This is a genomic window from Gluconobacter sp. Dm-74 (assembly GCF_018256135.1).
Lineage (GTDB): Bacteria > Pseudomonadota > Alphaproteobacteria > Acetobacterales > Acetobacteraceae > Gluconobacter > Gluconobacter cadivus.
Map to the genome: position 1 here is coordinate 468,065 of NZ_JAERLX010000001.1, position 12,335 is coordinate 480,399.

At 59.5% G+C, this 12,335-nt stretch carries 12 protein-coding genes; 8 read left to right on the plus strand and 4 right to left on the minus strand.

Going from position 1 to position 12,335, the window contains the following annotated elements:
• Positions 1-5: 5 nt before the first annotated feature.
• Positions 6-1,088, minus strand: a complete 1,083-nt coding sequence (locus JK208_RS02175; RefSeq protein ID WP_211574160.1) for a hypothetical protein — start codon at positions 1,086-1,088, stop codon at positions 6-8.
• Positions 1,085-2,002, minus strand: coding sequence for an oxygen-dependent coproporphyrinogen oxidase (hemF, locus tag JK208_RS02180; RefSeq protein WP_211574161.1), 918 nt, complete (start codon positions 2,000-2,002; stop codon positions 1,085-1,087). Before hemF ends, JK208_RS02175 begins: the two co-directional genes overlap by 4 nt.
• A gap of 286 nt (positions 2,003-2,288) precedes the next feature.
• On the opposite strand from hemF, the gene JK208_RS02185 reads away from it, so the two are divergent.
• Positions 2,289-3,179: an S-methyl-5'-thioadenosine phosphorylase gene (locus JK208_RS02185; RefSeq protein WP_211574162.1), complete on the plus strand. Its 891-nt coding sequence runs from the start codon at positions 2,289-2,291 to the stop codon at positions 3,177-3,179.
• A 51-nt stretch (positions 3,180-3,230) separates the two neighbouring features.
• Here the strand turns inward: JK208_RS02185 and JK208_RS02190 are convergent, their stop codons facing one another.
• Together JK208_RS02190 and JK208_RS02195 are read right to left on the minus strand one after the other, a co-directional pair.
• Positions 3,231-3,494, minus strand: a complete 264-nt coding sequence (locus JK208_RS02190; RefSeq protein WP_249201872.1) for a hypothetical protein — start codon at positions 3,492-3,494, stop codon at positions 3,231-3,233.
• Between the two features lie 106 nt (positions 3,495-3,600).
• Positions 3,601-4,311, minus strand: a complete 711-nt coding sequence (locus JK208_RS02195) for a dienelactone hydrolase family protein (protein WP_249201873.1) — start codon at positions 4,309-4,311, stop codon at positions 3,601-3,603.
• A gap of 42 nt (positions 4,312-4,353) precedes the next feature.
• Here JK208_RS02195 and JK208_RS02200 point away from each other — a divergent pair, with 42 nt between their 5' ends.
• The 7 genes from JK208_RS02200 to JK208_RS02230 all read left to right on the plus strand — a co-directional run bounded on the left by JK208_RS02200 (position 4,354) and on the right by JK208_RS02230 (position 12,335).
• Positions 4,354-4,560, plus strand: coding sequence for a DUF4169 family protein (locus JK208_RS02200; protein WP_211574163.1), 207 nt, complete (start codon positions 4,354-4,356; stop codon positions 4,558-4,560).
• 129 nt (positions 4,561-4,689) lie between these two features.
• The gene (groES, locus tag JK208_RS02205) at positions 4,690-4,980 is read left to right on the plus strand and encodes a co-chaperone GroES (protein ID WP_211574164.1); all 291 of its coding nucleotides are present in this window, start codon (positions 4,690-4,692) and stop codon (positions 4,978-4,980) included.
• 50 nt (positions 4,981-5,030) lie between these two features.
• Positions 5,031-6,671, plus strand: a complete 1,641-nt coding sequence (gene groL, locus JK208_RS02210; protein ID WP_062495641.1) for a chaperonin GroEL — start codon at positions 5,031-5,033, stop codon at positions 6,669-6,671.
• Positions 6,672-6,947: 276 nt separating this feature from the next.
• Positions 6,948-9,911, plus strand: a complete 2,964-nt coding sequence (locus JK208_RS02215; RefSeq protein ID WP_211574165.1) for a TonB-dependent receptor domain-containing protein — start codon at positions 6,948-6,950, stop codon at positions 9,909-9,911.
• A 160-nt stretch (positions 9,912-10,071) separates the two neighbouring features.
• Positions 10,072-10,458 carry a hypothetical protein gene (locus JK208_RS02220; protein WP_211574166.1) on the plus strand — a complete coding sequence of 129 codons (387 nt, stop codon included), beginning with the start codon at positions 10,072-10,074 and terminating at the stop codon, positions 10,456-10,458.
• A complete protein-coding gene (locus JK208_RS02225) occupies positions 10,458-11,423 on the plus strand; it encodes a hypothetical protein (protein WP_211574167.1) in 966 nt (321 codons plus the stop codon). Before JK208_RS02220 ends, JK208_RS02225 begins: the two co-directional genes overlap by 1 nt.
• A gap of 51 nt (positions 11,424-11,474) precedes the next feature.
• Complete coding sequence (locus JK208_RS02230) at positions 11,475-12,335, plus strand: heavy metal-binding domain-containing protein (protein ID WP_211574168.1); 861 nt, start codon at positions 11,475-11,477, stop codon at positions 12,333-12,335.

Consider the following 12,335-nt stretch of genomic DNA (forward strand, 5'->3'; position numbering starts at 1 on the left):
CGCTGTCAGAGGTGGCGGGTTTCCTGCCCTTCGCGCCAGCGCGGTGTATTGACGGAGAGCCACCGGCGCAGGGCCAGCGTGGCGCCCAGATCGGGAACGGCGCGTGAGAGGAACGGGGCCGCGTTGTCGCCCGTGACCAGCTTGAAATGATGTGTTTCGGCCCAGCGCCTGACACCGGCATCCGCAGTGGCAGCCGTGCAGGCCCGGTTCCATTGCGCGACGATCTCAGGTGGAGTCAGCATGGGGAGGGCAATGGCCATGGCCGTATCTGCGGCGGCGGAGACAGCCTGCCAGGCGTGATAGAACGGCCCTTCGGGCGCGCGGTGTCTCGCCTGCTGATAGGCTTCCATGAAAATGGGGATGGTCGTCGAATGCGTGTCGGTCAGGTCGCCGGTGTAATAGATCGCGCTCGTACCTTCTGGCAGGTTGGCGAGGACGTCATCAAGCGGTCGGTCGAGCGTGTAGGGAGAAATCTGCACGGCATCGACGGTGCCTTCGTGCAGGGCGGTCAGGGCGTTTGACGAATCCACATAACCGGGCACGGGAATGGGGCGCAAACCGAGAAGCGAGAGGCCCATCAGGGCATTCAGTTCCGGGCCGCCAATGCGGGAGACGGCAAGGCGGACGGGATGATCGTGGAAGAAACCCGTCAGGCGGCTGCGCAGGGTCTTGTGCAGTTCAGCGCGGGCAATGACGACCGTCGTGGTGGAGGCCACCAAAACGGGAGTCCAGCGTCCAAAATCGTAATGGACGCGGGAATCGCCTGTCAGGGATGCCAGAAGTGTGGCGCCGGGAAAGGCCAGCGCCGTATTGCCGTCAGGCGCGCTGTTGGCATCGAACAGATTTGCGGCGCGAACGCCGTCCTGTCCGATATCGGGGGTCAGTTCGAGAGGGGTCGCCAAACCCAGTGTGTGGGAAATGGCACCACTTGCGAGTTCTGCGAACTGGCCGGGGATGGAGGCGAGCGTGCCGCCCAGAAGGAGCTGAACATCCGTCAGGGTCCCGGCGCGCGCCGGGGTGTTCAGGAAAGGAGCGGTTCCGCCAAGGGCCGCCAGCCCTTTCAGGGCGGCACGTCGGGTCAGTCTCACGGCCAGCGGACTTCCGGCGGCATGCTCATGAGGATGGCTTCGGTGTTCCCGCCCGTCTTGAGACCGAACAGCGTGCCACGGTCATGCAGCAGATTGAACTCCACATACCGGCCACGGCGGATGAGCTGGGCATCGCGGTCCGCTTCGGTCCATGGGGTGAACATCCGGCGGCGCACAACAGCGGGGTAGGCGTCATGGAAGGCCATGCCGACATCCTTCGTGAAGGCGAAGTCCTGATCCACATTTCCGGTAGAGAACTGATCGTAGAAAATACCGCCCAGACCGCGTGGTTCGTTGCGGTGGGACAGGTGGAAGTAGCGGTCGCACCATTCTTTGAAGCGGAGGTAATGTTCCGGGTCGTGGCGGTTGCAGGCATCTTCGAACGATTTGTGGAAATAGTCCGCGTCCGACCGGGCTTCCGCGCTGTCAGGGAACATGGGCGTGATGTCCCCGCCGCCGCCGAACCAGCCCTTCGTCGTGATGATCATGCGCGTGTTGAAATGCGCGGCACTGACATGCGGATTGCACGGATGGGCGACGAGGGAGACGCCGGTTGCAAAGAAACGCGGGTCTTCTTCGGCGCCCTGAATGTTTTTGCGGAATTCGGGGGAGAACTCGCCCCAGACGGTCGAGACATTGACGCCGACTTTCTCGAACACGCGGCCGCGCATGACGGACATGACACCTGAACCGCCTTCGGGGCGGCTCCAGGCCGTGCGTTCGAAACGGCCGGGGGCGGTGCGGTCGCGCAGGACCTGCGAACCACCTTCGGCCGCTTCGTCTTCGAGTTTTTCGTAGGACGCGCAGATGCGGTCACGGAGGGTTTCGAACCAGGCTTTGGCGTCCTGCTTGAGGGCGTCGTGAGGTACGTCTGGACGAACGGTTTCGGCGAAACCGGGGCTGATCTGGTCCATTTTTTCTTCCCCCGTCTATACAGGACAAAACTTCGTTACGCGCAGTGTCCTAGCAAATCGTGCCGTCGTCGAACAGTTGGCTGATGCATGACTGACGCTCATTCGTGGCGGGCATCCGTGGCGGGACGATGGCGCAAAGGCATTTTCATTTCGTAAAAACGCTGGGTTTTGTGAAAATATTTTGCTGAACGCGGGAAAGGGGCATGTCCGGCGCAGGAGGCTTGCGCGCCGGGCGTTCTCGTGGTCCAGAACGGGCGAGCGGACCAAACAACAGTCAGGAACAGACATGTCTTCGGAACAGGAAATCCAGCCCGTCATCGGTGTGATCGGTGGTTCGGGGCTGTACGATATCGACGGACTCGAAAACAAGGAATGGCGCAAGGTTGAAACGCCTTGGGGTGAGCCGTCCGACGAACTGCTGTTCGGGACGTTCGAGGGCGTGCAGTGCGTATTTCTGCCGCGTCATGGACGGGGTCACCCCATTCCGCCGTCGCGCCTGAATTTCCGCGCCAATATCGATGCGCTCAAGCGCGCTGGCGTGACGGATATTCTGTCGCTTTCGGCTGTGGGGTCGCTCAAGGAAGAGCTGCCGCCGGGGCATTTCGTGCTGGTGGACCAGTTCATCGACCGCAGCTTTGCGCGTGAGAAGAGCTTCTTCGACACGGGCTGTGTGGCGCATGTCGGGATGGCGGACCCGGTTTCGGCGCGCGTGCTGGATGTGGTGCAGGATGAAGCGGCTTCGCTCGGTATTCCGTTCACGCGGGGCGGGACGTATCTGGTGATGGAAGGTCCGCAGTTCTCCACGCGTGCCGAGAGCGAACTCTACCGGTCCTGGGGCTGTTCGGTCGTGGGCATGACGAACATGCCGGAAGCCAAGCTCGCCCGCGAAGCGGAGATGAACTACGCGACCGTTGCAATGGTCACGGATTTCGACTGCTGGCACAGCGAGCATGACAGTGTGACGGTCGAGGCTGTCGTGAAGGTCATGACGGGCAATGCGGAGAATGCGCGTCGCCTTGTGAAGGCTGTCATTCCGGTGCTGGGTAAGAAGCGCCCGGTCGATGCCAGTGCCGAGCGTGCTCTGGATCATGCGATCATCACGGCTCCGGCTGCACGTGATCCGAAGTTGGTGGCCAAGCTCGATGCTGTGGCCGGACGTGTTCTGAAACAGGGCTGAGGCTCTGCTGAACGCCGCGCCTGCGTAAAACGGGCGCGGCGGAAACCATAATCAATCGAAATTATGGTTCGGGTCTGCGTTCAGGTCGATGCCTGCCCGTGCATCATCAATTTCCACGCCGTCCAGTTCCACCGGCGGCAGGTCCTTAACCGGAGTGCCCTGCGGCACTCCCTTGATGGAGATCAGGTCGGCGGCTTTTTCGAGATAGCCTTCTGGACCACAGTCCGGCTTGCCATCGGCTTCCCACAGAAGACGCGCTTCGTGACGGATCGCGGCGTCGTGCTTGGGGTCGTCTTTGAGCGGATTGGTGCTCATCTTGAAACTCCTGTCTGATTCGGTGCGGTATTCGCCGGGATTGCTATCAGTATAGACCCCTTCCACGGTTTTGCGACAGTCTGTGTCACCGTGTCGGGAGAGTGCTTCAGGCGAGATGTGTTTTCAGAAAATCGACGCTGCGGGACCAGGCGAGATCGCGGGCGTCACGGTTGAAGCTCGGGCGTTCGGGGCAACCGAAACCATGACCGGCGTCGTCATAGACATATTCCTCGATCTCGGGGCGGGCGTCGCGGATCTTCTGGATTTCGGTGTGGGGGATGGAGGAATCCTCGCCGCCGAAATGCAGTTCGACCGGACAATGCGGCGCGGTATCGACATGGTTGCCGATGCTGCCGCCATACCAGCTGACGGCGGCGTCCACGTTATGGGTCTGGGTCGCTGTCAGCCATGCAAGCAGACCGCCCCAGCAGAAGCCGATGATACCGACTTTCCTGTGTCCGGCATCACGCAGGGCCTTCGCGCAGGCAGCAATATCGGTAAGCGTCTTGTCGGACGGAATCTGGCTACGGAGTTCGAGGCCTTCCGTCACGCCAGCCTGTGAGTAAGGCAGGATGACATCGGCTTTTGCACGGTCGAAAACGGCCGGGGCAATGACGTGGAAGCCTTCTGCGGCGAAGTCGTTGCAGACATTGCGGATATGGTCGGTGAGGCCGAAAATTTCCTGCACGACGATGAGGGCGAGGGGCGACTCCGCCGAGCCTGCCTCATACGCATCGAAGCTGTGTCCGTCTGAAGCTGCCAGCTTGACCATCTGGCCTGATGCGGGGGTTTTCTTGTCCGATGGGCTGTGTTTCATGTCTGTCTATCCAGTTTTGTCATGCCCGAAAGGCCATGAATCATGAGCGACGTCATCAATCTCCGCCGGGAACGCAAACGCCGCAAGGGCGTTGAGGATGCCAAGGTTGCGGATGCCAATCGTCGTTTGTATGGACGGACCAAAGGCCAGAAACTGACGGAAAACATGGAAAAACAGCGGCTGAAAAGCCTGCTTGACGGGCGGAAACTTTCTTCTGGCCCGTCTGGAGACGACAGCAAGAAACCTTGACGGAAACGGGTTGGGCGCCTATGTCATTGGCACTCTCCATACGAGAGTGCCAAATGCACTGCAGTCATTGAGTGCAGCAACCCGGTCATGCTGCTTTTTACAAGGGTGTGACCAATAATGGAGCGATCCATGACGAAGTTTCGTCCCCTTCACGACCGCGTGGTGGTCCGTCGCCTGACGGGCGAAGAGAAGACCGCCGGCGGCATCATCATTCCTGACACCGCCAAGGACAAGCCGACCGAAGGCGAAGTTGTTTCCGTCGGCCCGGGTGCCCGCAACGAGCAGGGCCAGACCGTGGCTCTGGACGTCAAGGCTGGTGACAAGGTGCTGTTCGGCAAGTGGTCCGGCACCGAGGTCAAGATCGACGGCGAAGAGCTGCTGATCATGAAAGAGAGCGACATCATGGGTGTGATCGGCTGATCAGCCGTCCCCGTTTCCTCTCGTAAAAACCTCATTCAGGAGTAAGAATTATGGCTGCCAAGGACGTAAAGTTCGGCGCTGATGCCCGCGAGCGTATGCTGCGTGGCGTTGATATCCTCGCAAACGCCGTCAAGGTCACGCTCGGCCCGAAGGGTCGTAACGTTGTTCTCGACAAGAGCTTTGGCGCACCGCGCATCACCAAGGACGGTGTTTCGGTTGCCAAGGAAATCGAACTGGCTGACAAGTTCGAGAACATGGGCGCCCAGATGGTCCGCGAAGTCGCGTCCAAGACGAACGACATCGCAGGCGACGGCACCACGACCGCAACCGTGCTGGCTCAGGCCATCATCCGTGAGGGCGCCAAGGCTGTTGCTGCTGGCATGAACCCGATGGATCTCAAGCGCGGCATCGACAAGGCTGTTGGCGTTGTCGTTGAAGAGCTGAAGAACAACACCAAGAAGATCACGTCTCCGGAAGAGATCGCTCAGGTCGGAACGATTTCCGCCAACGGCGAGACCGAAATCGGCGAGATGATCGCTTCTGCCATGCAGAAGGTTGGTTCCGAAGGCGTCATTACGGTTGAAGAAGCCAAGGGCCTGCACACGGAACTCGACGTTGTCGAGGGCATGCAGTTCGACCGCGGCTACATCTCCCCGTATTTCGTGACGAACCCGGAGAAGATGACGGCTGATCTCGACAGCCCGTACATCCTGATCCACGAAAAGAAGCTCTCCTCGCTTCAGCCGATGCTGCCGCTTCTCGAGAGCGTTGTGCAGTCCGGTCGTCCGCTGGTGATCATCGCCGAAGACGTCGATGGTGAAGCCCTTGCCACGCTGGTCGTGAACAAGCTGCGTGGTGGCCTGAAGATCGCTGCCGTCAAGGCTCCGGGCTTCGGTGACCGTCGCAAGGCCATGCTTGAAGACATCGCCATCCTGACGGGCGGTCAGGTGATTTCCGAAGATATCGGGATCAAGCTGGAATCCGTCACGCTCGAAATGCTGGGTCGCGCCAAGAAGATCCACATCGAGAAGGAAAACACCACGATCGTCGAAGGCGCTGGTAACAGCGACGATATCAAGGGCCGTTGCAACCAGATCCGCGCGCAGATCGAGGAAACGACGTCTGACTACGATCGCGAGAAGCTTCAGGAGCGTCTGGCGAAGCTGGCTGGTGGCGTTGCCGTCATCCGCGTCGGTGGCAGCACCGAAGTCGAGGTGAAGGAGCGCAAGGATCGCGTTGACGACGCCCTGCATGCAACCCGCGCCGCTGTTGAAGAAGGCATCGTTCCGGGTGGTGGTACGGCTCTGGCCCGCGCATCCTCCGCTCTGAAGGGTCTGACCTTCGACAACGACGACCAGCGCGTCGGTGGCGAGATTGTCCGCAAGGCGCTTCAGGCTCCGCTGCGCCAGATCGCCTTCAACGCTGGTGAAGACGGTGCAGTCATCGCAGGCAAGGTGCTTGAGAACGACGGCTATGTCTTCGGTTTCGATGCCCAGAAGGGTGAGTACAAAGACTTGGTCGCGGCCGGTATCATCGACCCGACCAAGGTTGTGCGTACGGCCCTGCAGGACGCCGCTTCGGTTGGTGGTCTGCTGATCACGACGGAAGCCATGGTTGCCGAGCGCCCCGAGAAGAAGGCTCCGGCCGGCGCTCCGGGTGGCATGGGCGGCATGGGTGATATGGACTTCTGATCGAAGTCCGGTCCGTCTCTCGCCTCTTTTACGAAAGAGGCGAGATGCCAGATCTGTTGCAAAAAAGCCTCTGGCCTTCGGGTCAGAGGCTTTTTAAATTTCAGTTTAATTACTGAATCCAAACCAAAACCCTGGCTGGGTATAACCGTTGCATTTATCACACATGTTGCATTCAAGTGCCCTCTGAAGACATGGCTGGTATGTATTTTTCGTGACAGTCACGCTCTGAGATCTTTAGACAGGGAACAACATTCTTCTGAAGGATTTTGTTCTTTGATGAGCACATCTCGTCGCCACCTGTTGCTGTGTGCATCAATTCTCGGAGTTGGGACCCTGTCAGGAACGGCTTTCGCCGCTTCCACGACACAGCCGGAACACCGTTCCCACAAGGCTGTGCCTCACAAGACAGCCGCTTCGACGACTGCTGCAAAACCTGCTGTTACGCCCGTGCAATCCGTGGCTGTGCCTGTCGCCACGACGGCTCCGACCTCTGCCAGCCGTCGTCGTGCTGCTGTTCTTGAGGCACAGGGCGTGTCGGGTGGTTCCGAGCGTATGGTCGTTACGGGATCGGCGCTTGCCTCCTCGAACAACCAGAACGCCAACCCTGTCCAGATCGTGACGGCCAAGCAGATTCAACAGACGGGCGCCACGACCCTCAGCGACTTCTTCGCGCGCATTCCGTCCATCGGCGGAACGGGCACGAACAATTCTGAGACCAACGGGACGGGCGGTGCATCCTGCACTGACATTCGTAACCTTGGTTCCAACCGCGTGCTCGTTCTGATTGACGGCAAGCGTGCAACGCTGAACGGCCAGACGAACTGTATCGATCTGAACGCGCTTCCGGTTCAGCAGATCGCCAGCGTCGAAATCCTGAAGGATGGTGGTTCCGAGCTTTACGGCGCTGACGCCGTCTCGGGCGTCATCAACATCAAGATGCGTCATGATCTGTCGGACGGAAACATCACCATCCGCGGTGGCATCACCGGTCATGGCGACAACGACACCGGTATGATTTCCGCCTACAAAGGTTGGAACTTCGATCACGACAAGGGCAACCTGACGCTGTTCGGTCAGTATATGACGCAGGGCGGTGTTCTTCAGCGTAACCGTGGCTGGGCCAATCCGGTGCAACTTACGGATAATCCCGTGGGCTCGGGTGGAGAAGTTTTCGGATCAGGTTACTCGAACTATACGCATGTTCAGAACAGTACGACTGGTCTGAACGCCGCAGTTGCTCCTGATGGAAAAACAGTGAGCAACTGGGGTTCCAGCAATCGTTATCCGTATGGCCAGCATCAGAGCCTAATCAACCAGCTTCAGAATTCCAGCCTCTCGGGTGATTTCCACTACGAGTTCAACCGCCATGCCAATCTGTATTCCAATGTGATGTATTCACATCGGACCAGCTCCAGCTACATGGCGGCCGAACCGTTTGACGGCTCTGTTCCTCCCAGCACGCTACCGTCCGTTCTGACGGTGCCGGCTAATGATCCGAACAACCCGTTCGGTCAGGATGTCGACATCACGAAGCGTCTGACGGAACTTGGAGATCGTCGCGACGAGAACGCCACCGATACGGTCACCTCCAAGGTGGGCATGAACGGTGCGATTGCTTACGGCTGGGATTACGACGTTTCGTATACCTACGGTTCGAACATGTCGACGGATCATCTGGAGAACGTTGGATCGTACACGAACCTGCTGAATGCTTATGGTCTGCAGCAGGTCGATCCTTCTAACTCGGCCAGCGCTCTGCTTTATAATCCGAGCGTCTGCCCGTCTTTTGGATGCAGCAATCCGTTCGGAACGATGGGCAAGCAGGCTGCTTCCTACGTCAACTACAACACCAACACGCATTCGCACTACCAGCTTCGTGACTGGAACCTGCGCATCAACAACAACCATGTGACGACGATGCCCTGGAAGGGCGGCGGCGATCTGGGTATGGCGTTTGGTTTCGAGCATCGTGGCGAACAGCTGACCAACACGCCTGATCCGTTGATCGTCAGCGGGCAGAGCCTGACCAACACGGTTCTTCCGACCAGCGGTGGCTTTGATGTGACGGAAGGGTATGCGGAAGCCAAGGCGACGCTGCTCAAGAACGTCTTCCTTGCAAAGGATCTGACGATCGACGCGCAGGGTCGTGCGTCGGGCTACAGCACGACGTCCGAGACGGCGAAGAACTGGAAGGCGTCCATCAACTGGGCACCGACGCAGGATATTCGTTTCCGTGGCACGATCGGAACGTCCTATCGCCAACCGAACGTGTATGAACTGTATGGCGGTCAGTCGCTCAGCTATAACCTTGCCAACGATCCCTGCGATGCCGGACAGGTCGGCACATATGGTGCGGCTTCGGCGACGGTTGCGGCAACCTGTGCGAAGCAGGGCATCAATACATCCACGTTCCATCAGTCTGGTACGGGCCAGGTTCCGACGCTGGGTGGTGGCAACGCTCATCTTGCACCTGAAATCGGGCGGACCTACACGTTCGGTACGATCATCACGCCGCGCTGGATCCCGAACCTCTCCATTTCCGGTGAGTTCTGGCACTACTCGGTCAACCACACGATCAGCGCACTTCCGACACAGTATATTCTGGACGGATGCTACACGGGTACCAGCCCTTCGCTGTGCAATACTGTGAACCGTCTGGCGAATGGCCAGATCAACACGGTTTCGGCAACGAACCAGAATACCGGCGCTCTGCATGAAAGTGGTGTGGACTTCGATTTCGACTATCGTATTCGCGTTGCCCCTCACGATGTCCTGTCGGTCTCCAACAACTTTCAGTATCTGCTGAACTACACGCAGCAGCTCGTTCCGGGTGGCGCGTTCACCAACTATACCGGTGCGCTGCTGTATGCGGGTGGCCCGAACAACGCAAATGCATCCTATGGCATTCCGCGTGTTCGTGACTATGCGACGTTCGGCTGGACGCATGGTGCGTTCACGGCGACATACATGATGCAGTTCATCGGCGGCATGCGCTGGAACGATCAGTCCGAGTTCCTGAATTCCACCACGGCGGGCCGTTACAAGACCCCGATGATGATCGAACAGGATCTGACGCTGGCGTACCGCTGGAAGAAGTGGAACTTCGAGAGCGGCATCAACAACATCACCAACAAGAAGCCCCCGTTCGTGGCCAGTGGCGTGGATAACAGCGCCGGCGCGACCTATGGCAGCTTCTATCAGGGTCGTTATTTCTTCCTGCAGGCAGGCATGAATTTCTGATCCTGACACTCTGGATGACGGCTTGGACCATTGGTCCTGAAAAGCTCCCGGTCATTGTGGCCGGGGGCTTTTTTTATGTGAACTTTTCGAAAGCGGAATTTCTTGATTGACGGGAGAGGAAACCTGTCGAACTGTAACAGCCGATGTCGAAGAGGGGCTCATGACCGGGAATATCGACGATCTTGCGGCGCTGATCCGGGACGCTGAAGGCGGTCGGGAGCGTTTTCTGGAAAAGTTCGCCGCCTTCTGCGAGCAGGCGTTCCCGCGTCAGGCAATCGTGACTCGGAAGACACGCGGATGGCTGAAACGCACGGTCGATATCGAGGAGCTTGCCCTTCGGTTTGAAACACGGGTTTTCGTGCTCCGGCGTAACGGAACCGGGGTTGTCGCCGAGATCGCGCATGAGGTGCGTGGAGTGGTTATCAGTCGCAAGCAGGTTCCGGTCCGGGACTGGATCACGGAGTTGCGTCAAAAAATCCATGAAGCTGGGCTGGCCGTTTCGGGTGAGGGGCACGCAGCCGCCGAACTGACGGATTTTCAGCCGTGATGCGGCTGTTTCCGTGGTCCTCCGGTCTGAAAAAAGAGACCGAGGCACGGGCGTTTCACGAGCTTGGCGGTCAGGCACGTCCTCTGGTGCGTCTGGGATCCGTGCGACAGGCGCTTCTGACGCCGTCCATGGCGATTATACCGCTGGGCAATGTCCATTCTGAAACCTGGTGGAAGTCCGGGATGAACTGGCAGGCCGTGCATGAAGCAGGCTGGCGCACGGCAACGGATCGAATCCGCGAGCAGGCGCGGGCGTTGGGGGCGGGAGCGGTTCTGAACCTGCGATACCGGCTTGAGCATCATGGCGGCGCTCTCGGGTTCATGTTGCATGGGGAAGCCGTGCGTGTGCCGCAGCTTGAACGTCTGGATGTTCTGCCCTGCGTGCCGTGGAATGTGGCGACGCTGGATGTGGCGCTTGCAGCCGGGATCGTGCCTGTGAATTATGGTGTCGGGACGTGGGAGGACATTCGCTACACGGGGCCGCTGGAAGGCTTTTTTGATGCGTTCAGTATTGGGGAAAGTGCTCTCCTCACGCAGGCCAAGCGGTCGGCCCGGGATGCGGCGGCGCTGAGCCTGCGGAACGATCCGGCGTGTCAGGACTGGGACGGGGCGCTGGGACATGACGAGATCGTCGGACTGACGGTGCAGTCGGAACGGGGTGTCGTGAAGTCGCTTCGGGTTCGGGCGGCTGTGAGTATTCTTGGATATCGGCGCATCGGCGGTCAGGGTGCGGTGTCACCGGCGATGGTGTGCGGGCTGGATGATGCGGTTCGTTCGGGCTTGCAGCATCGGCCGCTTTTCGCCGGGGTTTCGAACCGGATCGAGGTTGAGGAGGAGGCTGGCGAACGGGGCAGGGATGGTCGCGTCGAGGCGGCTGTTCTGGGCCTTGAAGTCGGCGGTGAGGTTGTCAGCGAGGTCGTCGAGGGACTGGATGGTCTGTTTGACGGCTTGAATGATCTGTTCTGAGGCGCGTTCAGAGCGGCTTCGGGGTGTTGTGGATTTTACGGCGGGAGTCCCATGGGTATCTTCGATCAGGTTCCGGGTTTTGACGCGCTTCCTCCGGGATGGGGCGGGAGTGGCACTTCTGAACCGGCGCAGAGTGGGGGGCAGATGCCGCCGGTGAGGGCTTCTGGCGGTCGGGTTGCGACGTCGGATTTCAGCGTGCGCGAACTGCTGGTCGTCGAGCAGGCCGGGTTCCGGGCATTGGGGTTATGTCTGGGCAACAGCATCTGGAAGGTGCAGGCCAATACGCAGTTTCGCAACACGTCTTATGAACTGACGGATCTGACGGGCGCCATGTATGGTGCGCGTGAGAAGGCCGTTGAAATCATGCGCGAAGAGGCCGAGCAGCTTGGTGCGGACGGGATCGTGGGAACGCGTCTGGAGATTTCACAGCTTGCCGATAGCGGCATGCTGGAGTTCCGGGCGTTCGGGACGGCCATCGTTCATGCCGAAGGGCACTCTGGCTATCGGCGGCCGGATGGACGACCGTTCACGTCCGATCTGTCGGGGCAGGATTTTGCGCTGGCACTCCGCTCGGGGCGGCGGCCGCTGGATCTAGTTCTGGGATGTTGCGTGCAGCATATTCCGCGCCGGAGCCTGATGACGACGCTCAAACAGGCCATGCAGTGCGTGGAACTCGATCTATTCACGCAGGCCTACTACACGGCGCGCGAGCACGCGATGGAGCGGATGTCGGCTCATGCGGCGGAAGTCGGGGCCAATGAAATCATCGGGACGACACTGCGCGAAGAATCGCATGTCTGGGGCGATCATATTGTCGAGTTTCTGGCCATCGGCACGGCCATGTACGACACTGGAAAGCCGGACCCGAATTTCCGTATCGACCCGACCTTTACCCTGACGCTGGATGACTGA